Below are 25,936 nucleotides of genomic sequence, written 5' to 3' on the forward strand. Positions count from 1 at the left end.
TTGAGGTATTCTATGTAAAACAGGGGGAAGAAAAGAATACAGGAGAAAATCGGAAATGGCAGGTTGATCTTGATTTTCACTGATATTATCATGTTTATTTTATTATGCCTATAATTGGAGGCCATGTGAATGTTAAGTGATCAGGCGAGATATTCTAGGCTCGCGAATATAACAAAAATAATAAATACAAAATTAGAACTACGTGAAGTATTGCAGCGTGTAACAATGGCGATATCAGAGGAGATTGTTAGGTGCAATGCTGTTGGAATTTATTTACCCCAGGAAGATGGAACATTTAGAGGGTTTGCAGGAAAACCAGAGACCATAAATGGTGTAACGCTCGATACGCAAGTAATTGATCCTGAAATAGACTTACTGGCAAAAGAAGTTATTGAAACCAAAAAAACGATCTATATTCCTGATACCTCAAAGGATCATCGGCCGGATCCTAGACCAGTTGATGCGTTCAAAATTAAGTCCTTATTAGCCTTGCCTATCTCATTCGGGCAAGAGTTATTTGGTCTGGTTTTTTTATTTGATTATGGAACTCCAATGAACTTAACAGATTCAGAAATTCAAAGTGTTGAAGCTTATGTAAATATGGCTGCGGTCGCAATTCAAAACGCAAATAATTTAACACAAAAGGAAAACCTTATTGCCGAGAAGCAGTTGTTACTAAATGTTACCCGTGATTTATCAATGTGTTCCTCGATACAGGAGAGTTTTGATAAATGTTTTTTTTACTTAGGACAGATTTTAGAGAGTAAAAACGTGGCTGCCCACCTTTTAGACCCGTTAGACAAAAAAACGATTAAAACAACGAAGTTAAGTAAGGACTGTAATTGGACAGAAGTGGATTGGATGGAAAAAAGCTATGACGCCAAGATCCAAGAGGTTATTCAAACAAAAAATATAGATAGTAAGGGTCTTTTGATGATCCCATTGGTTTCAATGGGAGAAGTATTAGGGGTAATTGTTGTTGGTAAAGAGGGAAAATTTTACAATTACGATAATTCCCAAATTCAATTGGCAAAATCTATCGTTGATGCTACAGCTCCTACGTTTTCAAACTTGTTATATATGGATCAACTTGAAAGCATGGTGGAAGAGCGAACGAGAGAACTAGCTGCTGCTAATGAAAAAGTTACAAGTGTGATCGAAAGTATTACGGATGGATTCTTTACTTTGAATAATAAATGGGAATTTACGTACGTAAATAAGCATCAATATTTTCCACAAAGAAAAACAGCAAAAGATGTATTAGGCAAGAATATACGGGAGGTTTTCCCGAGTAGCGTCGACACAGTTATGTATAAGGAATTTCATAGTGCAATGTCAGAGCGAACTACAGTTCATTTCGAATTTCTTTCTATATCTGATGAATATTGGTACGAAGTTAGTGCATACCCGTATGATGATGGTATTTGTTGTATTTTTAAAAACATAACGGAAAAAAAGCAATATGAGCAGGAATTGAAAAGGTTATCAAACATAGATTTAATAGGGCAAATGGCAGCAGGTATTAGCCATGAGATTAGAAATCCAATGACAACAGTACGAGGATTTTTGCAGTTATTAAAAGAAGAGAACATCTATGAGAAACATAATAAATACTTTAATTTAATGATAGAAGAACTTGACCGCTCCAATTCTATTATTACTGAATTTCTCTCAATGGGTAATACAAAGAAATCGGATTTGCAGATGTTAGATTTAAATTTAATTATCCATGATACGATTCCTTTAATAAAGATTGATACGCATAATCAAAATAAATATATTCAAGTCGATACAAATGACATTCCGGAATTACTTTTAAATCGTAACGAGATACGGCAATTATTAATAAACCTATACCGTAATGGCTTAGAAGCGATGAGCACAGGGCAAGTTCTAACCATCAGTACCTACAAGGAAGGTCAAAATTGTGTGGTGCTTGCAGTGCGTGATCAAGGAAAAGGTATCAGACCTGAAGTATTAGAGAAACTGGGTACTCCATTTTACACGACCAAAGATAATGGAACTGGATTGGGGCTAGGTATATGTTATGCCATTGCTGCCCGTCATAATGCAAAAATAGAAATTCAAACAGGATCGGAAGGCACGACTTTTTTTGCTAAATTTAACTATGCAAATAATAAACAATAACCTCGTTTAGATTAGTTACGGTGAACCGTAACGCAAATAAAAAGTAAAACCTAAGTAAACATAATCAATATATTTCACCTGAATTTTGCGTAACATTCATGTTTGAGTTGCCCACTAAATTAGAGTTGCATAAAAAGAAATGGACTAACCTATATTAGGTTAGTCCATTTTCAAGTGTGTTAATTAATAGTGAATCTCCCTTCTGTACTTTTAGGAGCTTTTCGGTATTAGCTCCTGACTCTCCATATGTATATTCTGTTAGCATTGGGTCCTCATGTCCGAAATTTCGTTCAGCATTTTTATACCCAATTAAATAATTTAATTGGGTATAAATGGATAATGACAAGTGCCTAAACAACATATGTTGCTGTTTTAAAATCATCCCCAAAAGCATTAATCCACCTAAGACTACAAAACCTCCCCCTAAAATGTTAAAGTAGTAACTTGACGACATTAATTTATACATGCTAAAAGCATTACTATAATCAATATTTCAGGAGGCAAAACAATGGCAATGAGCAACAACGATATATTAAAGAGAGTAAGATATGCTTTAGATATAAGAGATATAGATATGGTGGAAATCTTTAAACTTGGCGGGATGGAAGTAACGAAAGAAGACGTAGTTGATATGCTTACAAAAATAAAAAGAGCTCCTCAGCATGAACCTGAAGATGCTGATATAATCGAAGATGAGTACGTAAAAACATGCGATATGATGATGTTAGAGGCATTTTTAAATGGATTTATTACTTTAAAAAGAGGAAAGCAAGATCCGAAACCAGGACAACCGGCACCTGTACAGAGCAAGGAGAGTGCCAATAACCTTCTTCTAAAGAAAATGAAAATTGCACTATCGTTAACGACTGAGGATGTGCTTGATATATTAGATAGCGTAGGAGTTACGGTGACAAAAGGAGAATTAGGCGCCTTATTAAGAAAGAAAGGCCATAAGAATTACAAAGAGTGCGGCGATAGATACGCAAGGAATTTCATTAAAGGATTAGCTGTAAAGTATAGAGGATAATGAGTTTGTTAAAGCAGTAAATGATATAATAAGTAGAGTAGGACGTTTGTATCCTACTCTTTTTTATTTGTAAAATAATACGCTAGGTGATGAAATGATACATACATATTTAGGTGAGACAATTAATTTTCATATAACTTATAAGAAGAAAAAGTCCGTGCGTCTTTTTGTAGATTCGTACGGAAATGTGGAAGTGCAAGCTCCAAAAGGGACACCTGTTGAATACTTAGTCCAGTTGCTAGAGGAGAAGTGGGATTGGATTCAGAGAACCCGTAAGGAAATGCAGGAGCGAGTGCTTGGACCACAGGAAAAAGATTATGATCAAGGAGAGGAATTTCTGTATTTAGGAAGTACGTATCCGATACAGATTTCTCAAGATACAAGTATGGAGCAAGACAATGCAGTGTTTGAAGGGGATAAGCTACATATTTATGTGAAAGAGCTTAAGGATGAGAAAATACAACAAGCTTTAAAACGATTTTATTATAAGCAGTGTAAAGCGCTAGTAGAGAAGAGTATTAAAGCGCATCAAAGTAATTTTAAAACAAAACCGCGATCTATTCGTATTACAGATAGTAGTCGTACGTGGGGAACTTGTGATTCTAATTTACAATTAACATTTAATTGGAAGCTAGCGATGGCACCACAGCGAGTGATTGACTATGTAGTTGTTCATGAAATGTGCCATATGGTTCATTTAAATCATGATCGTTCTTTTTGGCGCCTTGTCGGAAAGATAATGCCTGATTATAAGGAAATGGAGAATTGGTTAGCGTTATCTAGTTGGAAGATGACGATTTAGGAATATCGATTTTTGTCGGTAAATCGATATTCCTTGTCGAATCGTTGATATATTGTGAGTTTTGATAGATATATTTGAAAAACCGTTGATATATTGTAAGTTATGATAGATATATTCGAAAAATCGTTGATATAATTTCATTTACCACAAAATTGTTCAAAGGATCGAAAAAAGGAGATGTCACAAGGGACATCCCCTTTTTTCGAGCATATAGATTATCGCCCAAACTTCACAATGAAAGTATCTGCTGTTTTCTCCATCTCATACCCACGATACCCCTCCGAAAGCAAAGCCTGCTGTCCATTAGCATCACTCATTAGAATACTTTGAACATCTGTCCAATCTCTTTCTTTATCTCTGCGCAATTCCTTCACAAAAACATACCGCATACTACCACCATACTTCTCTTTCAGCGCAGCAATCTCCATCCCTTGCGCAAACTTATCCTTCAAACTTGGAATGTTAAAAGGAGCAACGGTGCAACATACATAATCATATTTGCTATCTTCTTTTTGCAATTCTTCCATAATGACTTTTGCTAATATTTTTTGCATCCCATTTCCTCGGCAGTTCGGATGAACGTTTGAGATTTCTTGATAGATAACTCTTTGTAGTTCGCTTTCGTGTAATCCGATATCGAGTCCTAAATGTTCATCGTCGATAGGAGGGACGAGTAGAGCACGAAATGCGACGAGTTCATTTTCGATAAAAGCGCCAATCATCATGCCGTTTCCTTCTAGAATATATTGAAATTCTTCTTGTGAGAGTGGTTGTAAACGACTTTTATCTTCCAACGCTTCAACTATAATGTTTTGTAATGATAAAATTTGTTCGATGTGCTTTCTTGATAGTAATGTAACGTGAAATGGTTGTTCGTTTTGTTTTAATGTTCCTTCATATAGAACAGTCATGCGTTAGTCCTCCTTTAGCGTACAACGTCTTGAAAGACGGTTAGTTCTTGTAATGTATCTTCATTTATTTCAATGCCGAGTCCTGGCTTTTCGTTTAAGCGAATAAATGGTACGTCGTAATGTAAGTTTCCGATGTCTTTCGTGAACTTTAATGGACCTGTAAGTTCAACGCTCGTAATGATTTTTTTCGAGAAAGCGACATGGAATCCTGCGGAAGAGGCAACGGATGATTCGACCATGGATCCAACTTGGCATTCAATGCCGGCCATTTCTGCTTGATGAGCGAGTTTTACAGCGGGATATATGCCGCCGCATTTCATTAGTTTTATATTTACTTTATCAGCCGCGTCTAATTTAATGATTTGGCGCATTTCACGAGAACCTTTTAATCCTTCATCAATCATAAGCGGAAGGTCTGTTTTAGAACGAATGTGAGCCATTGCGTCAATATCGTCTGCGACAACAGGCTGTTCAATCCAGTCGATGTTTAAATGACCTAATGAACGAAGTGCCGTTAATGTGTTGGCGCTATTTTTCCATCCTTGGTTTACATCAACGCGAATCGCAATATCACTTCCTACACGTTCACGTACCGCTTCAATACGTTTTACATCTTCTTTTACATTCGTACCGACTTTCATTTTGAAAGATTGGTAACCTTTTTGAATCATGGAAGCAGCTTCAGCAGCCATGTCTTCTGGATCGGCGATACTTAAGACGTGAGTGACAGGGAAGTCTTCATGGTAGCGTCCGCCAATTAATTGATATACAGGTTGATTTAGTTTTTTGCCCATTATATCAAAACAAGCAATATCAATCGCGGCCTTCGCAGTAGGCACACCGTAAATTGTATTGTCCATCATATCGTGTATTTTCTCAATATTCATTGGATTTTGCCCGATGAGCGCAGGAGCAAGTGTATGTTTTAAAGTATGGAAAGTACTTTCCCATGATTCGCCTGTAACGTGATCATCAGCAACGCCCTCACCGTAACCGATAATGCCTTCATCTGTTTCCATTTTGACGATAACAGAAGGCATATCAGAATAAGAACCATAACTAATAACAAACGGATCGCGAAGCGGTAAACGAATTGCGTAAAGATGAATAGCTGTAATTTTCATTGAATAGAAACCCCTTCCTGTTTACAATAGTTTTATACATTCGATATAGTTGACGTTAAATAGTCGTTAATTAATAATAAGGAGTTAGAGAAAATGATAATAAAAATTGCAGTTGTCGGTTCAAAGGAGTTTATGGAGAATCTTTTCCCTATTGCTCATAAATTAGAAGAAATAGAAATTGATCCATATGTTTACCTTCATCCGGCAGAATCTTCTGAACTATTAAAGCGTTTAAAGCCTTGTGATGTTATCTTTTTCTCAGGTGCCTTACCTTATTATATGGCAAAAGAAATAAGAGAACAATTACGAATTCCAAGTACGTACTTACAGCAAGATGAGACAACGGTTGCATCTTCACTTCTTTCTGTCATATATCATCAAGGTATTCAACCACATAAAATTTCAATCGATTTAGTAGACCGTTCGTTTATTACAAATGTATGCCGCGATATCGGTATAAAAGAAAAGCCACAAGTGTTGGATTATGAAAATATGTTGTGGAGTAAAGAGGAAATAAATAGAGTCATTGATTTTCATGTAGCTAAATATCAATCCGGAGAGGCTCATTTAGCTTTAACTAGTATTCACGCTGTTTACGATGAGCTTCAAAAAATAGGTGTTCCTTCAGAGCGTATGATTGATCCAACACAGTCCATTATACATGGGCTAAAAGATGCAAAAATAAAAGCTGAGTTAGCAAAAAGCTATTCAGCTACTGTTGGTGCTTGTATTATTTCTTCCTTAGAATTACGAACGAGTTTGCTTGAAAAACTAGATGTCATTTCAAAAGAACTACGTGGTTCATTTAAACAAGTGGATGAAATGACATGCATTTTGTATACAACTCGTGGTGATATCGAATCGATTATTAAGACAAATGCGATACATAACTTGTTTGCGAGCGTAGAAGGAACGATAGCTATTGGATTTGGTTATGGAAAAACCGTGAAAGAGGCGGAGAAAAATGCAAAAATTGCTCAAAGTTTTGCAAAGAATAATCCAATAGATCGTTGTTTTTATATACTAACAAGTGATAAAGATTTATTTGGTCCGTTCCCGAAAGAACAGAGAGTACAAAGTTTGAAAAATGATAATCCGGAACTAATGAAAATAGCGAAGGAAACGAAGCTTAGTCCGGCCAACTTGTCAAAAATCATTCAATTTAGTCAATCGCATCCGTCATTGAAGTTTACAGCAGCTGACCTTTCTGAGTACTTACAAGTGACCCGGCGATCGACAGAAAGATTGTTAAAAAAATTAGTTGATTACGGGTATGCTCATATTTGCGGCGAGGAAATGCCCTATCAACAAGGGCGACCTCGCGCACTATATGAACTGAATTTACCGCTATTTTTAAGCTTCTAGTTGCGCTTTTTGTTTCTTTAGTAGTTCTGCTTTTTCAATGTCTGATAGTTTTACAATTGTGAAGCCTGTTATACCATAAATGATTGAGATAATAGGTACGATGAAATTCAAAATAGCATAAGGGGCATATTCAAATGCACCTACGCCAAGTGTAGCGAGAATAAATACACCGCACGTATTCCAGGGAACGAAGACAGAAGTTAATGTTCCGCCATCTTCTAATGCTCTGGATAAATTTTTTGAATGTAGTCCTTTTTCTGTGTATGCATTTGCGTACATTCTTGAAGGAACAACAATTGAAATATATTGTTCAGAGCAAGTAAGGTTTGTTACAAAACAAGATGCGATAGTAGAAGCGATAAGCCCTTTTGCTGATTTTGCTAACTTTAAAATTTGATTTACAATTGAGCGAAGAATACCTGTATGTTCTAATACTCCTCCGAAAGTCATAGCGACAATTGTCATAGAGACTGTATTCATCATCGAATCTAAGCCACCGCGGTTAAATAGTTCGTCTACTAGCTTGTTTCCAGTGTCTATAACAAATCCAGCTTGGAGTGCACCGACAGATGCTGAGACAGAACCACCTTGAATAAAGACTTGTGATAAGAATCCTAAAATAATACCGACGAGAATGGCTGGTATGGCAGGAACCTTTTTAGCGACCAATACCATAACGGCTACGGGTATGATTAATAGGAAAGGTGAAATAACAAAGTTTTGTTGTAAGACTTGTAATGTTTGATCGATGCTTTGCGCATCAATATTGTTATCACCGAAGCTTCTTCCTAAGAAAGCATAGACGATAAGAGTAATAATTAAACCTGGAATTGTAGTAAATAACATATGACGAATATGTGCGAATAAATCTGTATTTGTTAATCCTGCGGCTAAGTTTGTTGTGTCTGAAAGCGGTGACATTTTATCGCCAAAATAAGAGCCTGAAATAATGGCACCAGCAACCATTGGAGCTGGAATACCCATACTTAGACCAATGCCCATTCCGGCAACACCAATTGTTCCCATTGTAGACCAAGAGCTACCAATCGCTAATGCAACGATAGAACAGATAATGGTAATGGATACTAAAAATAGTGATGGAGTTAAAAGTTTTAAACCGTAATAAATCATTGTTGCGACGATTCCACCGCCAATCCAAGCACCGATTGTTAAGCCAACAAGAATAATAATGACGATAGCGGGTAATGCAAGACGAATCCCTTTATACATTGCTTCTTCAAGATCATTCCATTTGTAACCGTAACGCCAAGCGACGATAGAAGCAACGGTCGTACCGATAATAAGTGGAACGTGAGGGCTTTGTTTTAATACAACAATTGTAACCATCATAACTGCAACGGTAATGATAATAGGGATAATCGCTATTCCAAAAGGTATTTCTTTTTTCATAAATTTCCTCCTTGTTACGTATGTTTGTTTGTATTTTTTGGAATTGTCGTAAAATAGACGGTTATTAGGTTATGATAACTAAAAATATATGTAAGCGTCAACAAAAAAACAGAAAATAAGGAATGTTCTAGTTGTTTATTCAGTTTGTAATATAGATACAGAGTAAGCTTTTAAAAAGTTTAAAAATAAACAATTGACTTTTTTCTTAAAATTCAATATGTTCATAAAAACATCTGTTTTTCATAAGTATAATTAACCTGAATGGTTTGTAATTTGGGAAGGAGAATGGAGCTTTGAAAACATTAGAACTACAAGAGCGTTTAACGGAAATTTTTCAGCATTTACATGAAAACCCTGAAGTAAGTTGGAAAGAGTATGAAACGACAGCTTATATTACTAACTTTTTAAAAGAAGAAGGAATTTCATATAAAACATTTGATGATTGCCCAGGCGTAATCGCTGAGATTGGAAATGGGAACCCGGTTATTGCGATTCGTGCTGATATGGATGCACTTTGGCAAGAAGTAGATGGAGAATTTAAAGCGAATCATTCGTGTGGTCATGATGCTCATATGACGATTGTAATGGGGCTTATTTTACAATTGAAAAATATGAGATGGGATAGTGGAACGGTTAGATTTATTTTTCAACCGGCAGAAGAGAAGGGAAATGGTGCTTTAAAGATGGTAGAGAAAGGTGCTGTAGATGATGCTGATTTCTTATTCGGTGTCCATTTACGACCAATCGAAGAATTATCTTTGAAACAAGCAGCCCCATCTATTCGTCACGGAGCAGCAAGATTTCTAGAGGGTATGATTCATGGGGAGGATGCACATGGGGCAAGACCACACCAAGGTGTGAATGCAATTGATGTCATTTCCATGATTAATATCGGTTTGAAAAATATATGGTTGCCGCCACAAAGTTCATATTCAGTGAAGATGACGCGGTGCCAAGCTGGTGGAGATAATTTAAATATCATTCCAGGTAACGGCCATTTTAGCTTAGATGTAAGAGCGGAGAATAATACATTATTAGAAGAATTAAAGAAAAAGATAGAGCATGTAATAGAATCAGCCGCATCAATGGGATCGAAAACTTCATACGAATGGATTGATCTTGCTCCAGGAGCAGAGGTGTCAGAAGAAGCGGAGCGTTACATGCGTAAAGGCATTCTCGAAGTGTATGGAGAAGAGCAATGCACAGGGCCGCTTTATACGACAGGAAGCGATGACTTCCATTACTACACAGTGAAGAGACCACATTTAAAAGCTGTCATGCTTGGACTAGGAGCAGATCTACAACCTGGATTACACCATCCGCATATGAGGTTTGATCATAGTTGTATTATGGATGGGGTAGAAATATTGAAGCAAACTGTATTGAAAGTGTTAGAAGACAGGGGCTAGAGAGCTCCTGTTTTTTTATCGTGAATTGACGGTAAATCGATATATTTGAAAAACCGTTGATATATTTTGAGTTATGATAGATATATTGAGAAAATCGTTGATATATTTGAAGTTACGATAGATATATTAAGAAAATCGTTGGTATAATTTCACGGACCTATTAATTTGATGAAAAATGAGCCTCCAGTACATGGTGTATAATAATAAGTACCATTTTTTAATAGGAGAAAACGAATGAACGAACAATATTATGATGCAGTTTTACATATAAAAACAGTCGGTGAGCAAAAAGGGTTTAACAAGTCTATGCATTATCACCGCTATGAACCGACGCCGTATAGCGGGTTAGATGAGTTATTGAATCAATATGAAATACGAAGTAGCGACCGAATTGTAGACTTTGGGTGCGGAAAAGGGCGATTAAACTTTTATATGCATCATAAATGTGGTGCTTCAGTAGTTGGAATTGAAATGAATGAAGAGTTTTATAAAGAAGCGATGGATAATAGAGATCGTTATGCACGAAAGGCACGAAACAGTAAGGGAAAAATTCAATTCCAATGTTGTTTAGCGCAGGAATATGAGATTGATCCACATGATAATAGGTTTTATTTCTTTAATCCGTTTTCTGTGCAAGTGTTTATGAATGTAGTCAATAACATTTTGCTTTCAGTAGAAGAAACGGGGAGAGAAGTGGGTATTATTTTATATTATCCTTCTGAGGACTATATTTTCTTCTTAGAAAATCAGACTGCGTTTGAGCTAAAGAAAGAAGTTAGATTGCCAGGTGCTTATGAGAAGAATGGGAATGAGAGGTTTTTAGTGTATACGTTAGGATAATAAAAAAGCAGATGCTAAGGCACCTGCTTTTTTTATTAGTTACGGATTAAGTAATCAAATGCGCCTAAAGCAGCGTTTGCACCTGAACCCATAGAGATGATGATTTGTTTGTACGGATTATTTGTACAGTCACCTGCAGCAAACACTCCTGGTACGTTTGTAGCGCCGTGCTTGTCTGTTACGATTTCACCGCGAGCGCGTTCAACTGTTTCGCCTAACCAGTCTGTGTTTGGCACAAGACCGATTTGAACGAATACACCTTGTAATTCAACGTGATGAACTTCTTCAGTTTCACGATCGATGTAAGAAATACCGTTTACTTTGTCAGTACCAGTGATTTCTTTCGTTTGAACGTTTTTCAGAACAGTTACGTTTGGTAAGCTGTTAAGACGCTCTTGTAATACAGCATCAGCTTTTAATTCTGGCATGAATTCAAGAACAGTTACGTGCTTAACAATACCTGCTAAGTCGATAGCTGCTTCAATACCAGAGTTACCTCCGCCAATAACTGCTACATCTTTTCCGATGAATAATGGACCGTCACAGTGTGGGCAGTATGCTACACCTTTATTTTTGAACTCAGCTTCACCTGGTACGCCAACATTACGCCAGCGAGCACCTGTAGAAACGATTACGCTCTTACTTTTCAGAATAGCGCCGTTTTCAAGTTCCACTTCAATAAGTTCTTTTTTCTCTAAACGTTTCGCACGTTGTAGATTCATTACATCGATGTCGTATTCTTTTACGTGCTCTTCAAGGCTTGCTACTAGCTTAGGACCTTCAGTGCGTTTTACGCTGATGAAGTTCTCAATACCCATAGTATCCATTACTTGACCACCGAAGCGCTCAGCAACGATACCAGTGCGGATGCCTTTACGTGCTGCATAAATTGCTGCACTTGCACCAGCTGGGCCGCCACCAACAACAAGAACATCGTATGGATCTTTATCAGAAAGCTCTGATGCATCTGGACCGTTACCCATTTTAGCTAAAATTTCTTCAAGTGTCATACGACCGCTTCCGAAAGATTCGCCATTTAGGAAAACTGTTGGTACTGCCATGATGTCTTTGCTTTCTACTTCCTCTTTGAATGCAGCGCCATCAATCATAGTATGTGTAATACCAGAGTTAAGAACGCTCATTACGTTAAGAGCTTGTACAACATCAGGACAGTTATGACAACTTAGGCTGATATAAGATTCAAAATGATATTCGCCTTGAATGTTTTTAATTTGATCGATTAATTTTTGTTCAACTTTTGGAGCACGTCCACTAACTTGTAGTAAAGCTAACACTAATGAAGTAAATTCGTGTCCTAATGGAATACCAGCGAATACTACACCAGTGTCTTCATCAGGGCGATTTACACTAAAGCTTGGTGTTCTCTCTAGTTCAACTTTTTCTACTGTAATCTTTGATGACATAGTAGCTAATTCATCTACTAGAGATAACATATCTTTAGATACATTATCGTCTCCTGAGCTAACTTTAAGTAAAATATCGTTCTCCATTAACTGAAGGTATTGGGATAGTTGTGTTTTTATATCTGCATCTAGTATCATTTTGATCGAACTCCTTAGATTTTGCCTACAAGGTCAAGGCTTGGTTTAAGTGTTGCAGAACCCTCTTGCCATTTAGCTGGGCAAACTTCACCTGGGTTGTTACGTACGTATTGAGCTGCTTTAATTTTGTTAACAAGAATGCTTGCATCACGGCCGATACCGTCAGCGTTGATTTCCATAGATTGGATAACGCCGTCTGGATCGATGATGAATGTACCACGAGCAGCAAGACCTTCTTCTTCCATTAAAACGTTGAAGTTTGTAGTGATTGTGCGAGTTGGGTCACCAATCATAATGTATTCGATTTTACCGATAGTTTCTGAGCTATCATGCCATGCTTTGTGAGTGAAGTGAGTGTCTGTAGATACAGAGTATACTTCAACGCCTAAGTCTTTTAGAGTTGCATATTGGTTTTGTAAGTCTTCAAGTTCAGTTGGGCAAACGAATGTGAAGTCAGCTGGGTAGAAACAAACTACACTCCATTTTCCTTTTAAACTTTCGTCAGTAACTTGGATAAATTCTCCATTATGGTAAGCATTAGCTTTAAACGGTTTTACTTCTGTGCCGATTAATAACATATTAAATTTCCTCCTAAATGTTGGTTTTGAGCATCAAAAAATAGTTTGCTCATAAAATATATTTTTTAATTAACTATAATAATTCTAATTCGATATTAATTATCATATAGAAGTGGTTATTTTGTCAAGAGAATAAACCAACTTTATACCAATTTAATTAATATTTATTCTCAATTAAGGTTGTTAGGGAATGAAAAGGTAATTTTCATGTCATAAATTTTCAATGAGTGTTTGAAAGAGTAGTGTGTATGTTAGAGACATGGTGTAAGTATAAATTCTTAGGAAGGAGATATTTCTTAGAAGTTGTAGATTTGAAAAGGAACTGCTTATTTCTATTTTACAAAGAATTGTGCGATAAATAAAATAAAATGAATCGGAATCTTTTTGAACAATTTTTGTCCGCTCAAATATATAATTAGGAAGTATATTGCAATGATAATTAGAAACATTGACTCAAAGTGCTAACAAGATATAATAAAATCTAGATATATCTTTCAAAAAGAAGAATATATAATATAGGATGAAAAACATTCAACCTATTATTTTTTTATAGCCTTTAGAAAACGCTTACAATTAGTGTGGGAGGGGAAACCATGTCTAAGTTCACGAAGTATTTTTTAATGGAAGATAAAGATGTGATTGCATATGTGAAAGAGAAATTATCTAAGTTTGAACATGCAAAGGGGTTACAGTGTAAAGAAATAGGTGATGGTAATTTAAATTATGTGTTCCGCGTTTGGGATGAAAAAGAGACCATGTCTGTCATCGTAAAGCAGGCCGGGAATACAGCACGTATTTCAGATGAGTTTAAGTTGTCGACGAATCGTATTCGTATAGAATCAGATGTTTTGCAGTTAGAGGAGGAGTTAGCACCTGGGCTTGTTCCAAAAGTATATTTGTTTGATAGTGTGATGAATTGTTGCGTGATGGAAGACTTATCAGATCACACAATATTACGTACAGCACTTATAAATCATCAAATATCTCCGAGGCTTGCTGAAGATTTAACTACTTTTATGGTAAATACTCTTCTATTAACATCAGATGTTGTAATGAATCATAAAGAGAAGAAGGAACTTGTGAAGAATTATATAAATCCAGAGTTATGTGAGATTACAGAGGACCTCGTATACTCTGAACCATTTACAAATCATAATAAACGTAATGAGTTATTTCAATTAAATGAAGGATGGATTAGAGAGCATATTTATAGTGATAAAGAGCTTCGTATGGAAGTAGCGAAACTTAAGTTTTCTTTTATGACGAATGCGCAGGCGTTGCTTCACGGTGATTTACATACTGGTTCTGTTTTCGTAAAAAGTGATTCTACAAAAGTTATTGATCCTGAGTTTGCTTTTTATGGACCTATGGGATATGACATTGGGAATGTAATGGCGAATTTAATATTTGCTTGGGTGAATGCAGATGCAACGATGCTACCTGGAACTGAGAAAGATACGTATATGGATTGGCTAAAAACGACGATGGTAGAGGTAATTGATTTATTTAAGAAGAAGTTTTTAGTTGCTTGGGATATTCATGTGACAGAAATCATGGCGAAGGAAGAAGGCTTTAATGGCGTATATTTACAATCTGTGTTAGAGGATACAGCTGCAGTGACGGGTCTTGAGTTAATTCGTCGTATTGTTGGATTAGCAAAAGTAAAGGATATTACTTGTATTGAGAATGATGAAGCACGTGCTAGAGCGGAGCGAATTTGTCTTCAAGTAGCGAAGAAGTTTATTTTACGAGCGAATCAATATAAAACAGGTACGAGTTTTGTAGAAATGTTAAAAAAACAGTCCATTCATAGCGCGAAGTAAGGAGAGAAAATGATGAAAGAGCAATTAATACCAATTCAATGGAAAGATGATGCTTTAGTTTTATTAGATCAAACGTTATTACCGAACGAAGTTGTCTATGAATCTTTCAAAACAGCTGAAAGTGTGTGGGATGCAATTCAAGTCATGAAAGTGCGAGGTGCACCAGCGATTGGGGTTTCAGCAGCGTATGGTGTGTATTTAGGGGTAAAGGAATTTGCTGAAAGTACGGTAGAAGGATGTATTGAAGAAGTAAAAAGGGTATGTGCATATTTAGCAACATCAAGACCGACGGCAGTAAATTTATTTTGGGCGCTGGAAAGAATGGAAAGTGTAGCGATAGATAATGTTCACTTATCGATTGCACGGTTGAAAGATAGATTGTTAGAAGAGGCAAAAGAGATTCATAGAGAAGATGAAGAAATTAACCGTCAAATTGGAGAACATGCATTAACATTATTCCATGATGGCATGGGATTATTAACTCATTGTAATGCAGGTGCGTTAGCAACGACTAAGTATGGTACTGCGACAGCTCCAATGTATTTAGCGAAAGAAAAAGGATGGGACCTTAAAATCTACTCTGATGAAACACGACCTAGATTACAAGGTTCAACGTTAACAGCATTAGAACTACAGCGAGCGGGAATTGATGTAACAGTCATTACCGATAATATGGCAGCTATGGTCATGTCACAAGGGAAGATTGATGCGGTAATCGTCGGCTGTGACCGAGTAGCAGCAAATGGTGATGTAGCAAATAAAATTGGAACATTAGGCGTATCTATTTTAGCTAAATACTATAACATTCCGTTTTATGTAGCAGCACCAACACCGACAATTGATTTAAACACACCGACAGGAAACGAAATTCCGATCGAAGAAAGAGATGCTTCTGAAGTAATCAATCGTTTCGGACAATATTCAGCTCCGAAAGTAAGTAAAGTATACAATCCAGCATTTGATGTTACGCCACATGCAAATATAACAGCAATTATTACGGAAAAAGGGATTGTAAAGGCACCGTTTACGGAGAATTTAAAAAATCTATTTTAGTAAATAGGTATATAGTCAGTCATCATAAGCTTCATACTTAGGGGGATGTATATGTTATTACAAAAAGAAAGAGAAGAAATTGTAGCGTACGGAAGGAAAATGATTTCTAGCGGTTTAACAAAGGGGACCGGCGGAAATATTAGTATTTTCAATCGTGAACAAGGCCTAGTTGCAATTAGCCCAAGTGGTTTAGATTATTATGAAACAACGCCCGTGGATGTAGTTATATTAAACTTAGATGGTGAAGTAGTAGAAGGTGAGAGAAAACCGTCAAGTGAACTAGATATGCATCTTATTTATTATAGGAATCGTGAAGATATAAATGCGCTCGTTCATACACATTCACCTTATGCGAAGACGATTGCATCATTAGGGTGGGAGCTTCCGGCTGTTTCATATTTAATTGCTTTCGCAGGCCCGAATGTACGCTGTGCACCGTATGAAACATTTGGTACGAAGCAATTAGCAGAGGCTGCTTTTGAAGGCATGATTAATCGCCGTGCAGTATTACTTGCGAACCACGGTTTAATTGCAGGTGCAAATAGTATAAAAATGGCATTTACTGTTGCGGAAGAAATTGAGTTTTGTGCGCAAATTTATTATCAAACGAAAAGCGTCGGAGAACCGAAGTTATTGCCAGAAGATGAGATGGAGAATTTAGCGAAGAAGTTTGAAGGATATGGGCAGCAGTAGAATGAAACGAAAACACCCTCAAGATTGCACTCTTGAGGGTGTTTTTTATGCTTTCTTAAGCAATAAATACATAAAGTAAGGAGCACCAATTAAAGCAACGACAATACCTGCCGGAATACCGTTAGGCTCAACGATGTTTCGTCCGATTGTGTCTGCTAATAGTAATAGCCATCCGCCGATTAAAAGGGCGATAGGCATGAAGATTTGATGTCTTGGGCCTACTAAAGATTTTGCGATATGAGGAGCCATCAGCCCGATAAAGCTAATTCCTCCTGTTACGGAAACTGCTGCAGCTGCAAGTGCAACGGCTGCAATTAATAAGTATCTGCGTTCTTTTTCAATTTCAATTCCAACGCCGATTGCGACTGGTTCGTTTAATGCTAAAATGTTTAATCGATTTGCTTTATAGAAAACAAATGGAATTAATACGATTAACCATGGGAGCATTGCGAAAATGAAGATCCAATCATCTCCCCAAATGTTTCCGGCAATCCATTTGGCGATAAAGTCGACTTTCATACGATCAGCAGATGAAATAAGGACAATCATTGCTCCAGATAGTGCAAATGAAAAACCGATACCGGTTAATGTTAATCGTATTGGCTGAAGCCCTGTTGATTGACTATATGAAAATACGTAAATTAAAACAGCTGTAAGAAAAGCCCCGATAAATCCAACGACTGGTAGTAAATAAAGAAATGAACCTACATCTATTGGAAAGTATAAAAAGAAAATAGAAACAGCAACACCAGCACCAGAGTTAATCCCGAGAATACCAGGTTCAGCTAAATCGTTACGTGTAATGCCTTGAAGGATAGCACCTGATAAAGCGAGTGCCATACCAGCTAATACTGTAATGATAATTCTAGGTAGTCTTAAAGAATATAAAACGAATTCTTCTTTAAATGAACCTTGTCCCATTAGCGTTGGGAGTAGTCGATCATAAGATAAAGATGCTGAACCGAGTCCCATTCCAATTACAATGGTTGTAATAGTTAGTATAAGTAATGCGAGTATAATAAGACGTTGTTTTCTTAAAATAGATGGCATCATGAGAATGTTTTTCCTCCTTTACGAACAATGAATAGGAAGAATGGTAAGCCTACAATTGCGACGATAGCAGCAACGGGTGTTTCATACGGAGCATTAATTGTACGTCCGATTGTGTCTGCAAGTAACATAAAGGAAGCACCAGCAATTGCTGACATCGGAATAATAAATCGGTAATCTGGACCAACAATAGGACGCACCATATGAGGTATCATTAAACCGATAAATGCCATATTTCCGACAAGCGCCACAGAAGCACCAGCAAGTAAGATAATAATGATAAACAAAATTGTTTTAATAACAATGATTTTTTGACCGAGTCCAACAGCAACTTCTTCACTGAAACTAAGGACTGTCAATTTTCTTGCAAATAAGATAGCGATAAAGATACTTATTGAAATGACTGGAATAATAATTTTCAATTGACTCCAAGTAGTTCCAATCACCCCTCCAGCAGTCCAAAGTGATACATCTTGTGAAATTTTGAAGTAAATGCCGACTCCTTCCGAAATTGCGAGTAGAAATGCTGAAACTGCAGCACCTGCTAATACAATTCGAAGAGGAGAAAGTCCGCCTTTTTTCACCATACCAATTCCAAATACCATAATTGCCCCTACCGCAGCGCCGATAAAGCAAGCTAATGTTAAGTACAGGTAGCTTATGGAAGGGTTGAAAGCAAGTGTTAGTGCAAGTGCAGCATTTGCGCCACCCGTTAGCCCAAGTAAGCCAGGGTCTGCAAGGGGGTTTCGTGTTAATCCTTGCATAATTGCCCCAGAAACGGCTAGTCCAGCCCCTACAAAAATAGCAGCAACTTCACGTGGTAAACGTATTTCACGAATAATAGATATTTTGTCTCCTTTAGCGGAGGAAGTAAGTGCTAACCATACATCCTTTATTGAAGTATCTGCAGCCCCTAATACCATTGCAACCATAAAAATAAGAAAGAATGCAATTATGCTCAAAATTAGTTTGTATGTAAAAGCTATAGAACGTGGATTGTCATGATCTTTTGTCATTCGTTTCACATCTTTTCTGTTCATAGAATAAAGGAAGAGGAATTCTTAAATTAAGAATTCCTCATGTTTGTATTATTTACCAAGAAAGCTTTTCTTGAAGAAGTCTAGTTGGAAATCTAATGTAAGTGGATCATTGAAATAGAATTCCATCATGTTTGCTTCGTATACGCGATTATTTTTTACTGCTGGAATGTTTTTATATGATTCTGTCTCTTGGAATGAGTTATCAGTATCTTTGTTTTTACTTACGATTAAGTAATCACCAGCAAACTCAGGCAATACCTCAGTAGATAATGCGTAGTAACCTTCTTTTAAAGCTTTTTCTTTTACTTTTTCAGGCATTTTTAATTTCATTTCTTGGTACAGAATTTCTGTTCCGCGGCCCCAGTTCTCGCCGTATACATAAAGCTGTTTATTGAAGTTTTCAACAACAGATACTGTTGCATCTTCACCAATTTTTGCTTTAATTTCTTTACCAGCTTCTTGTGCACGTTTCTTGAAATCATCAATCCAAGTTTTTGCTTCTTTTTCTTTGTTTAATAACTTACCGATTTCTAAATGTTGTGTTAAGTAATCAACTTTTCCGTAAGTGTATGTTACAGTAGGAGCGATTTTCTTTAACTTATCAACATTTTTAATATTTGATAAACCAATGATTAAATCTGGATTTAGTTCAGCGATTTTTTCAACATTTTCATCTGATACTTCAGCAACATCTTTAAGTTTACTATCAAAACGTGGGTTTTGTTTAGACCATGAATCTACCCCAACAACATTTACGCCTAATGACATTACGTTACCAGCGAATGATGATAAAACAACAACGCGTTTTGGATTTGCAGGAACTTCTACTTTACCATTTTCAGATTGGTATGTAATTGTTTCTGATTTACTACCTTTTGCATCATTCTTTTTGTCTGTAGAGCCGTTGCTACAAGCACTCATAACAAGAACGAAAAGAACTGTTAGTGAAATAAATAACTTTTTCATCGTCTTTCTCCTTTAACGTAGATGTATGTGTATACAATAATTTGTTTAACTGCAATCTTTTTGAAAGAGTAGTGGTAATGCAAAATAATTTATTAAAAATCTTGAATGTGAGATTTCACAATATAGTATTAACCATATTAATGAAAGAAGATGTAATCTCAATTTGCTAATTATTAACAAATTGATAATGATTATCACTATTGATTCTTTAAATAATATAATTTTATATAGGTGTATTGTCAATAGTAATTTTGATTGTAAATTTTGCGGAAACAGGTTATATTTTATTGAGAATGATAATCAATGATTGATAGCTGAGGAGTGAGCACGAATGAATCGAGAAGAATTGTTTGATGTAACTGTAATAGGCGGAGGACCTGCAGGGCTTTATTCAGCTTTTTATAGTGGACTTAGAGAGATGAAAACGAAAATAATAGAATTTCAACCACAGTTAGGTGGAAAAATACATGTTTATCCGGAGAAGATGATTTGGGATGTAGGAGGGCTATTGCCAGTTACAGGTGATAAATTAATTGAACAACTTGTACAGCAAGGGCTAACATTTAAGCCGGAAGTTGTATTAAATACAAAAGTAGAATCAATTATTCGTAATGAAGATGGAACTTTTACGTTAAAAACAAGTACTGGCGAAGAACATTTTTCAAAAACAATTATCGTCGCAACTGGAAGCGGTATATTGAAACCGCAAAAGTTATCGATTGAAGGTGCGGAGCGATTTGAAGTATCGAATTTAAATTATACAGTTAAATCTTTAATGCGTTTCAAAGATAAAACGATCATTATTTCTGGTGGAGGAAATTCTGCCGTTGATTGGGCGAACGAATTAGAACCAATCGCGAAAAAAGTGTATGTAACATATAGAAAAGAAGAATTATCTGGTCATGAAGCACAAGTAAAACAACTAATGAACAGCTCAGCGGAGTGTTTTCTGAATACATCGATTACAAAATTAGTTGCTGGTGATAATCATGAAGCGATTGAATATGTAGAATTAACGAATCATGAGACAGGTGAAGTTTCTCATTTACCTATTGATGAAGTTATTATTAATCATGGATATGAACGTGACATTACATTATTAGAAAATAGTGAGTTGGACGTTGCGATTATAGATAATTTTTATATTGCAGGTAATGCAAATAGTGAGTCTTCTGTAGATGGATTATATGCTGCGGGAGATATTTTGAAACATGATGGGAAATTGCATTTAATTGCGGGAGCATTCCAAGATGCTGGAAATGCTGTGAATAAAGCGAAACAATTTATTCAGCCAGATGCAAGTGAGTACGGAATGGTTTCTTCGCATAATGAAGTATTTAAAAAACGAAATCGAGAATTGATAAAGCAAATGATGAAATAATAAAGTGAAACTTTAATCAGTGGGGGCTATCCTGCACTGATTATTAACCTTCACTAATCGGGCTTTTACTGTCCACAAATAGCGGGATAAAGGTACAAGTATACCCCCATTTACTTCTCTATTCAAATAGACGAGAGATGTAAATGGGGGTTTTCCTGTTTACTATATTTTCAATCATTATTATGACACCGGTTTCATCAGTTCATATGACATGAACATTTTATTTGTAAATCAGTCTAGAAAATAATGAATCTATGTTTTGTTTACGCTGTTCCTTTTGCTCGTTCGTTAGGAAATGGCATATTTAGTATAGAAGCAATGTATTGTTTTCCATGTTTTCGAGCCAATGACTCTAATATTTGACGAACGCGTTTTGTAAGATGCCCTTGTTTTTTTATCGCTTCACAATATGCGTCGTAGAAAGCATATTTAGCCCATAGAAAATCATCTTGTTGGAATAAGAAATGATTTTTGTACCATTCACCAATTGTATGATAACAATTGATTTCGTGTATTGCTACGCCTTGAGAAAGAATACGATCAGATAAAGATGTAGTTAAATGAGAAGTTGTGTTTTCTGTTTCAACTTGTAATGTTTTTTCTAACATTGTAATGATGTGACGAGTAGCCATATGTTAACTCTCCTTTGTGTAAATGGGTGATACCATTCTATATTTAAAAAAATACTTACTATATTATTATACAATATATGGAATGGTTCTACCTGCTTTTTAAACTGCATTTACAAAATCTTTTTTATTTGTTTACAAAAATAAAGTAAGATACAGTATATATGAAAAAATAATAAAGGAATGAACGCATTGTATATAACAATAGAAGAAGCTGCGGAGTATTTGAATTTACCAAAATCGTATATTGAAGAGCTAATTCAGCAAAAGAAAGTTCGTGCGCTATTCGATGGAGAGCAATATTTATTAAATAAAGAACAATTCAACACGCATTTAGAACAAATGGAGAAATATAAACAATTAGTAGAAGAAATATTAAACGAACCAATTCCAGAAGATATGGACGTTAAAGACGAAGACTAAACTTTAGGAAATCCCGTATGAAGATATGCAGAAATGTATCTTCATACGGGATTTTTTTATCTAAAGACATCAAAATCCTAAGGAGCCCTCAGGATTTCTTAGAATTTTGATAGGTAGTAGTCTACCATGTTAAAAGCATATTTTTTTCGAGCTAGGACAAACATAGAGAACGTAACCTGTACAGATACATATACTATCAGTGCAAAAGCTTATAAATTAATGGAAGGGGTTTTCTCGTGAGTTTATTTCATTGGGATTTTTTGAAAGACTTAATTGGATCTTATGTAAGAGTGAACAGAGGTGGACCAGAATCTCAAAAAGGAACAATAGTATCATTAGGTGCGGACTACTTCGGATTAGAGAATGAAAAAGGAGAGAGCCATTACTACCAGCTTCGCCATCTGAAAAGCATTACCCAAAATACGAAAGATGGTGGAGTAGGTGATTTAGAATGGGTGGAAGAAGACATTGCAGAAGACTTTGAAACGCTACTTCAAAGCTTCAAATACCGCTGGGTGAAAATTAACCGTGGTGGACCAGAGAAAATTGAAGGTATTTTACAAGATGTTTCTGGCGGTTATGTAACATTGATTATTAAAGAAGAAGTTGTATTAATTGCACTATCTCATATTAAGAGTGTTAATTATAATGCACCAGTAAGTGGAGAGAGTAGTGATGAGAGTAGCGATGAGAAAAGTAATGAAAACAGCAATAATTCAGGTCGCGCTCGTGCACAAAGACAATCAAGTAGAGGAAGATAATAAGAAAGGAGGGTACAAAATTGGAGAGTGTATTATGCTGTGATCAAATCAAAGGTTTAGTTGGTGAGAATGTAAAAGTAAATCTTCGTGGACCGGAAAGTCGAGTAGGTGTACTGTCATTGTTAGGAAAAGATTACCTTACACTACAATTACCTCATGGAGAATTAGTGTATTATCAACTGAAACATGTGAAGAGTCTAGTCAGAAAAGTGAAAGAGGCACAAGGAGAATATGGTTCATGTTTTTATGCGGAAGAAGATACTTTTTTAGATGCATTAAATGACTTGAAGTATAAATGGATAAAGATTAATCGTGGTGGACCAGAGTGTGTGGAAGGTTTATTAAGTGATATACATGATGGAAATATTACACTAGTTAATGGTGATGAGGTCATTTATGTGATTAATTCCCATATTAAGAGTGTGAGTCAAATAGTTAAAAACAAAAAGAATGAAGAAGAATAATGTTTAATAAATAAAAGGGGCATTATGATTGAAAATGAAGAATGATTTCATATTTCTCTGTAATTATTTTTGGATATATGAAAAAGGGTTTCTTACTATTAAAAAACAGAACATTGCCCCTGATTATTTTTAGAATAAAAGAAAGGGAAATTGTAATTTCATAGGAAGGAGGATATAGATGAATGAGTTACACAAAAGTATTGGAGAAAATATATATGTTAAATTAATTGGTGAAAAGAGATTTAAAGGCGTATTAATCGATGTAGGAAATGATATTGTTGTTCTTTACAATGGACAAGACTACGTATATATATCTTTATATCATATCCAATATTATAAGTTTTTAAGACCATATGATGAAGAAATATTAAAACCTGATGTAGATTCTGTAATTAAAAGGGAATCTCCTTCAATTTCTTTGAGGAAAGTATTAAGCACATCTAAAGGGATTTTCACAGAAATTTATGTAGCAGGTAATGCTCCAATACATGGATATGTTACAAGTGTAATGAACGATTATATTGTTTTTTATAGTCCAGTCTATAAAACTGTATATATATCTTTAAAGCACTTAAAATGGTTAATTCCGTATAAAGAAAACCAAGTGCCTTATTCCCTCAATAAAAATGAACTCCCCGTAAATCCATTAAATATTACGTTAGCTCGAACGTTTGAGGAGCAACTTATTAAAATGTATGGAAAGATTATGGTGTTCGATTTAGGTGAGGAATCCAATAAAATTGGAAAAATGGCGAAGATCGATGAAGGACATATTGAAATATTAAAAGCGCGTGATGCAAAAATGTATGTGAATATTCAACATGTAAAATCTGTCCATTGTCCGTAGGCTAGTTGAAAGGGCTGGCTTTTTCTTTTATATGCAGAAGGAAAGGTCGGGCCTGTTTGTTTAGTTCGATTTGGATATGAGGGGAAAAATGAATTGAATATAAATTATGTTAGTATGATTTTTGAAGAGGCAATCTTGTGCTAAATTATAAAAAATATGTACGAGCCACCTTTTGATGTATTCAATTTATTTTTTGAGGAAGAACTGCTCAACTAATTTACTAAAGGGGTTTTATTTGTGGAGCCGTTTCCAAATTCGTTATCGATTACATTACTTGGTAGTGCTGGTGGAGCAGCGAAGGCAGTTTTAGCAATTTTAAATCAAGCGATAGCAAATGAAAAAGATCCAATTTATGAAGTGATAAAGAATGTTACATTTCATTTGGTTGATATAAAACAAAAAGATAGGGCTTATTATGATGAGTTGTTTCCAAATTTGAAAGGTCATTTGTCATTATATGAAATAGACCTTCAAGATGTAGTGAAATTTAAACAGCATTTAACAGAAAAAAGTACGAGTGTTGTTATTGATGTTTCGGGTGCAGATACGATCAGGGTACTGAGCTGTTGTAATGAACTTGGAATCTTTTATATTAATTCAGCTTTGGAAAATGAGGCAGTAGATCAGGACGATAGTTTACTTGGATTTCAGCTTACGGAACGATATACGAGGTTTGAGAAAGAGAAAGAAAAATTTACAAATACAAAAGCGATTATAGGTTCAGGTATGAATCCAGGTGTTGTTCAATGGATGGTTGTTGAACTTATGAAAGAACGGCCGAATGAACAGCCACAAGCATGCTATATTGTAGAACATGATACGTCGTTTTTGAATGATACGGCACTTATAAAGCCGTATACACTTTATACGTCATGGGCAGTAGAGCGATTTCTAGACGAAGCGATATGGAGTTATCCGATGTATATGAGTCATCATCGTCCTCTTTATTTTTATGAGGATGTATATGCTTCAGAGTATAAAGTGAAGTTAGGAAAAAGAGAGTTTTATGGTTGCTTAATGCCACATGAGGAAGTTTTAATTTTAGGGAAAAATTTCAACATGGAAGTTGGTTTTCTTTACCGAATTAATGAGTATACAACAAATGTAATTAGACAGAACTTAGATAAGGTAGAAGATTTATGGAACTGGAATCGTAAAGTATTCAATCCAGCGGAAGAAGAGGTTGCAGGAGAGGATCTAGTAGGTGTATTACTCGTTTATGAAAATGGCGAGACGTATATGTATAACGTAATGAATAGTAGCCAAGTTTTTCATAAATATAAAACGAATGCAACTTACTTCCAAGTAGGGTGCGGAATTTATGCAGGTTTGTGTAGTTTACTTTTAGATCACTTTGGACAAGGTGCTTATTATGTCGAGGAATTATTATTAAATACAGAAAGTAAGTACGGTGAATATTTAAATTTATATATGAAGGATTTTGTAATAGGGCATAATGATTTTACGGATGGACTGCTACATGATAGGGTCAGATGGATATAAGTTGTGACTAGAAAGGAAGGAGAAGTCTCCTTCCTTTTTAGTATTATAAGGTTACGTATTGCCCTGAAAGCAATTTCATACTTATAATTTAAGGAGATAACGGTGGGGATTTTTTTTCGTATCGATC

Annotated in this window: 25 protein-coding genes; 15 read left to right on the plus strand and 10 right to left on the minus strand. The window is 35.7% G+C overall.

Going from position 1 to position 25,936, the window contains the following annotated elements:
* The first annotated feature begins 129 nt into the window (after nt 1-129).
* Nucleotides 130-2,148: a GAF domain-containing sensor histidine kinase gene (locus BTOYO_RS15335; RefSeq protein ID WP_000947550.1), complete on the plus strand. Its 2,019-nt coding sequence runs from the start codon at nt 130-132 to the stop codon at nt 2,146-2,148.
* 154 nt (nt 2,149-2,302) lie between these two features.
* Here the strand turns inward: BTOYO_RS15335 and BTOYO_RS15340 are convergent, their stop codons facing one another.
* Nucleotides 2,303-2,542, minus strand: coding sequence for a hypothetical protein (locus tag BTOYO_RS15340; protein ID WP_000924184.1), 240 nt, complete (start codon nt 2,540-2,542; stop codon nt 2,303-2,305).
* A gap of 114 nt (nt 2,543-2,656) precedes the next feature.
* Here BTOYO_RS15340 and BTOYO_RS15345 point away from each other — a divergent pair, with 114 nt between their 5' ends.
* Entirely contained in the window at nt 2,657-3,175 is a 519-nt protein-coding gene (locus BTOYO_RS15345) for a YehS family protein (RefSeq protein WP_001251732.1), read from the plus strand.
* Nucleotides 3,176-3,269: 94 nt separating this feature from the next.
* On the plus strand, nt 3,270-3,977 hold the full coding sequence (locus BTOYO_RS15350) for a M48 family metallopeptidase (RefSeq protein ID WP_000582098.1): 708 nt from the start codon (nt 3,270-3,272) through the stop codon (nt 3,975-3,977).
* Between the two features lie 215 nt (nt 3,978-4,192).
* On the opposite strand, the gene BTOYO_RS15355 is transcribed toward BTOYO_RS15350, so the two are convergent.
* Both BTOYO_RS15355 and BTOYO_RS15360 read right to left on the minus strand, forming a co-directional pair.
* Entirely contained in the window at nt 4,193-4,888 is a 696-nt protein-coding gene (locus BTOYO_RS15355; RefSeq protein ID WP_000217534.1) for a hypothetical protein, read from the minus strand.
* Nucleotides 4,889-4,902: 14 nt separating this feature from the next.
* Nucleotides 4,903-6,012: a mandelate racemase/muconate lactonizing enzyme family protein gene (locus tag BTOYO_RS15360; RefSeq protein ID WP_000704469.1), complete on the minus strand. Its 1,110-nt coding sequence runs from the start codon at nt 6,010-6,012 to the stop codon at nt 4,903-4,905.
* A 93-nt stretch (nt 6,013-6,105) separates the two neighbouring features.
* On the opposite strand from BTOYO_RS15360, the gene BTOYO_RS15365 reads away from it, so the two are divergent.
* Entirely contained in the window at nt 6,106-7,377 is a 1,272-nt protein-coding gene (locus BTOYO_RS15365) for a hypothetical protein (RefSeq protein ID WP_000584376.1), read from the plus strand.
* Here the strand turns inward: BTOYO_RS15365 and nhaC are convergent.
* Nucleotides 7,366-8,787 (minus strand): Na+/H+ antiporter NhaC, encoded by a 1,422-nt coding sequence (gene nhaC / locus BTOYO_RS15370; protein ID WP_000711509.1) that lies wholly within the window; start codon nt 8,785-8,787, stop codon nt 7,366-7,368. The genes BTOYO_RS15365 and nhaC overlap by 12 nt on opposite strands.
* A gap of 293 nt (nt 8,788-9,080) precedes the next feature.
* Between nhaC and BTOYO_RS15375 the strand changes: the two genes are divergently transcribed.
* Together BTOYO_RS15375 and BTOYO_RS15380 are read left to right on the plus strand one after the other, a co-directional pair.
* Nucleotides 9,081-10,196: a M20 peptidase aminoacylase family protein gene (locus BTOYO_RS15375; RefSeq protein ID WP_000853538.1), complete on the plus strand. Its 1,116-nt coding sequence runs from the start codon at nt 9,081-9,083 to the stop codon at nt 10,194-10,196.
* Nucleotides 10,197-10,430: 234 nt separating this feature from the next.
* Entirely contained in the window at nt 10,431-11,036 is a 606-nt protein-coding gene (locus BTOYO_RS15380; protein WP_001005642.1) for an SAM-dependent methyltransferase, read from the plus strand.
* 35 nt (nt 11,037-11,071) lie between these two features.
* Here BTOYO_RS15380 and ahpF read toward each other — a convergent pair whose 3' ends face one another.
* Nucleotides 11,072-12,598 (minus strand): alkyl hydroperoxide reductase subunit F, encoded by a 1,527-nt coding sequence (gene ahpF / locus BTOYO_RS15385; protein ID WP_000599520.1) that lies wholly within the window; start codon nt 12,596-12,598, stop codon nt 11,072-11,074.
* A gap of 14 nt (nt 12,599-12,612) precedes the next feature.
* Nucleotides 12,613-13,176: an alkyl hydroperoxide reductase subunit C gene (gene ahpC, locus BTOYO_RS15390; RefSeq protein ID WP_000924420.1), complete on the minus strand. Its 564-nt coding sequence runs from the start codon at nt 13,174-13,176 to the stop codon at nt 12,613-12,615.
* 593 nt (nt 13,177-13,769) lie between these two features.
* Here ahpC and mtnK point away from each other — a divergent pair.
* Genes mtnK through BTOYO_RS15405 form a run of 3 tightly spaced genes read left to right on the plus strand, consistent with a single transcriptional unit; the run spans nt 13,770 to nt 16,745 of the window.
* Complete coding sequence (gene mtnK, locus BTOYO_RS15395) at nt 13,770-14,999, plus strand: S-methyl-5-thioribose kinase (protein WP_000033272.1); 1,230 nt, start codon at nt 13,770-13,772, stop codon at nt 14,997-14,999.
* A gap of 9 nt (nt 15,000-15,008) precedes the next feature.
* Nucleotides 15,009-16,052, plus strand: coding sequence for an S-methyl-5-thioribose-1-phosphate isomerase (gene mtnA / locus BTOYO_RS15400; RefSeq protein ID WP_002037870.1), 1,044 nt, complete (start codon nt 15,009-15,011; stop codon nt 16,050-16,052).
* Nucleotides 16,053-16,103: 51 nt separating this feature from the next.
* Nucleotides 16,104-16,745 carry an L-fuculose-phosphate aldolase gene (locus tag BTOYO_RS15405; protein ID WP_000926574.1) on the plus strand — a complete coding sequence of 214 codons (642 nt, stop codon included), beginning with the start codon at nt 16,104-16,106 and terminating at the stop codon, nt 16,743-16,745.
* A gap of 45 nt (nt 16,746-16,790) precedes the next feature.
* On the opposite strand, the gene BTOYO_RS15410 is transcribed toward BTOYO_RS15405, so the two are convergent.
* The 3 genes from BTOYO_RS15410 to BTOYO_RS15420 are packed head-to-tail and all read right to left on the minus strand — an operon-like array spanning nt 16,791 to nt 19,801.
* Entirely contained in the window at nt 16,791-17,798 is a 1,008-nt protein-coding gene (locus BTOYO_RS15410; protein WP_000982878.1) for a FecCD family ABC transporter permease, read from the minus strand.
* On the minus strand, nt 17,795-18,835 hold the full coding sequence (locus tag BTOYO_RS15415) for a FecCD family ABC transporter permease (protein WP_002037873.1): 1,041 nt from the start codon (nt 18,833-18,835) through the stop codon (nt 17,795-17,797). Before BTOYO_RS15415 ends, BTOYO_RS15410 begins: the two co-directional genes overlap by 4 nt.
* Before the next feature lie 48 nt (nt 18,836-18,883).
* The gene (locus BTOYO_RS15420; RefSeq protein ID WP_000732581.1) at nt 18,884-19,801 is read right to left on the minus strand and encodes an iron-hydroxamate ABC transporter substrate-binding protein; all 918 of its coding nucleotides are present in this window, start codon (nt 19,799-19,801) and stop codon (nt 18,884-18,886) included.
* 331 nt (nt 19,802-20,132) lie between these two features.
* Between BTOYO_RS15420 and BTOYO_RS15425 the strand changes: the two genes are divergently transcribed.
* A complete protein-coding gene (locus BTOYO_RS15425; protein ID WP_001078287.1) occupies nt 20,133-21,182 on the plus strand; it encodes an NAD(P)/FAD-dependent oxidoreductase in 1,050 nt (349 codons plus the stop codon).
* Nucleotides 21,183-21,445: 263 nt separating this feature from the next.
* Here the strand turns inward: BTOYO_RS15425 and BTOYO_RS15430 are convergent, their stop codons facing one another.
* Complete coding sequence (locus BTOYO_RS15430; RefSeq protein WP_000235485.1) at nt 21,446-21,814, minus strand: hypothetical protein; 369 nt, start codon at nt 21,812-21,814, stop codon at nt 21,446-21,448.
* Between the two features lie 180 nt (nt 21,815-21,994).
* Between BTOYO_RS15430 and BTOYO_RS15435 the strand changes: the two genes are divergently transcribed.
* From BTOYO_RS15435 to BTOYO_RS15455, 5 genes are all read left to right on the plus strand, one after another.
* Nucleotides 21,995-22,234: a helix-turn-helix domain-containing protein gene (locus BTOYO_RS15435; RefSeq protein ID WP_002037874.1), complete on the plus strand. Its 240-nt coding sequence runs from the start codon at nt 21,995-21,997 to the stop codon at nt 22,232-22,234.
* A gap of 236 nt (nt 22,235-22,470) precedes the next feature.
* Complete coding sequence (locus tag BTOYO_RS15440; RefSeq protein ID WP_000051642.1) at nt 22,471-22,995, plus strand: LSm family protein; 525 nt, start codon at nt 22,471-22,473, stop codon at nt 22,993-22,995.
* A 20-nt stretch (nt 22,996-23,015) separates the two neighbouring features.
* Nucleotides 23,016-23,459, plus strand: a complete 444-nt coding sequence (locus BTOYO_RS15445) for a hypothetical protein (protein WP_000446700.1) — start codon at nt 23,016-23,018, stop codon at nt 23,457-23,459.
* Nucleotides 23,460-23,637: 178 nt separating this feature from the next.
* On the plus strand, nt 23,638-24,306 hold the full coding sequence (locus BTOYO_RS15450) for an LSm family protein (RefSeq protein ID WP_001003899.1): 669 nt from the start codon (nt 23,638-23,640) through the stop codon (nt 24,304-24,306).
* A 237-nt stretch (nt 24,307-24,543) separates the two neighbouring features.
* Nucleotides 24,544-25,809: a hypothetical protein gene (locus BTOYO_RS15455; protein WP_000433167.1), complete on the plus strand. Its 1,266-nt coding sequence runs from the start codon at nt 24,544-24,546 to the stop codon at nt 25,807-25,809.
* Nucleotides 25,810-25,936 lie beyond the last annotated feature (127 nt).

It is taken from the genome of Bacillus toyonensis BCT-7112 (assembly GCF_000496285.1).
In the GTDB taxonomy this organism is placed as follows: domain Bacteria; phylum Bacillota; class Bacilli; order Bacillales; family Bacillaceae_G; genus Bacillus_A; species Bacillus_A toyonensis.

What these genes read in the sequence shown, in the direction of transcription:
- BTOYO_RS15380 (WP_001005642.1), top strand. Translation starts at nt 10,431, where the DNA reads ATGAACGAACAATATTATGATGCAGTTTTACATATAAAAACAGTCGGT.
- BTOYO_RS15450 (WP_001003899.1), top strand. Translation starts at nt 23,638, where the DNA reads ATGAATGAGTTACACAAAAGTATTGGAGAAAATATATATGTTAAATTA.
- BTOYO_RS15365 (WP_000584376.1), top strand. Translation starts at nt 6,106, where the DNA reads ATGATAATAAAAATTGCAGTTGTCGGTTCAAAGGAGTTTATGGAGAAT.
- ahpC (WP_000924420.1), bottom strand. Translation starts at nt 13,176, where the DNA reads ATGTTATTAATCGGCACAGAAGTAAAACCGTTTAAAGCTAATGCTTAC.
- BTOYO_RS15420 (WP_000732581.1), bottom strand. Translation starts at nt 19,801, where the DNA reads ATGAAAAAGTTATTTATTTCACTAACAGTTCTTTTCGTTCTTGTTATG.
- ahpF (WP_000599520.1), bottom strand. Translation starts at nt 12,598, where the DNA reads ATGATACTAGATGCAGATATAAAAACACAACTATCCCAATACCTTCAG.
- BTOYO_RS15355 (WP_000217534.1), bottom strand. Translation starts at nt 4,888, where the DNA reads ATGACTGTTCTATATGAAGGAACATTAAAACAAAACGAACAACCATTT.
- mtnA (WP_002037870.1), top strand. Translation starts at nt 15,009, where the DNA reads ATGATGAAAGAGCAATTAATACCAATTCAATGGAAAGATGATGCTTTA.
- mtnK (WP_000033272.1), top strand. Translation starts at nt 13,770, where the DNA reads ATGTCTAAGTTCACGAAGTATTTTTTAATGGAAGATAAAGATGTGATT.
- BTOYO_RS15335 (WP_000947550.1), top strand. Translation starts at nt 130, where the DNA reads ATGTTAAGTGATCAGGCGAGATATTCTAGGCTCGCGAATATAACAAAA.
- BTOYO_RS15345 (WP_001251732.1), top strand. Translation starts at nt 2,657, where the DNA reads ATGGCAATGAGCAACAACGATATATTAAAGAGAGTAAGATATGCTTTA.
- BTOYO_RS15415 (WP_002037873.1), bottom strand. Translation starts at nt 18,835, where the DNA reads ATGAACAGAAAAGATGTGAAACGAATGACAAAAGATCATGACAATCCA.
- BTOYO_RS15430 (WP_000235485.1), bottom strand. Translation starts at nt 21,814, where the DNA reads ATGGCTACTCGTCACATCATTACAATGTTAGAAAAAACATTACAAGTT.
- BTOYO_RS15425 (WP_001078287.1), top strand. Translation starts at nt 20,133, where the DNA reads ATGAATCGAGAAGAATTGTTTGATGTAACTGTAATAGGCGGAGGACCT.
- BTOYO_RS15405 (WP_000926574.1), top strand. Translation starts at nt 16,104, where the DNA reads ATGTTATTACAAAAAGAAAGAGAAGAAATTGTAGCGTACGGAAGGAAA.
- BTOYO_RS15435 (WP_002037874.1), top strand. Translation starts at nt 21,995, where the DNA reads ATGAACGCATTGTATATAACAATAGAAGAAGCTGCGGAGTATTTGAAT.
- BTOYO_RS15410 (WP_000982878.1), bottom strand. Translation starts at nt 17,798, where the DNA reads ATGATGCCATCTATTTTAAGAAAACAACGTCTTATTATACTCGCATTA.
- BTOYO_RS15340 (WP_000924184.1), bottom strand. Translation starts at nt 2,542, where the DNA reads ATGCTTTTGGGGATGATTTTAAAACAGCAACATATGTTGTTTAGGCAC.
- BTOYO_RS15350 (WP_000582098.1), top strand. Translation starts at nt 3,270, where the DNA reads ATGATACATACATATTTAGGTGAGACAATTAATTTTCATATAACTTAT.
- BTOYO_RS15360 (WP_000704469.1), bottom strand. Translation starts at nt 6,012, where the DNA reads ATGAAAATTACAGCTATTCATCTTTACGCAATTCGTTTACCGCTTCGC.
- nhaC (WP_000711509.1), bottom strand. Translation starts at nt 8,787, where the DNA reads ATGAAAAAAGAAATACCTTTTGGAATAGCGATTATCCCTATTATCATT.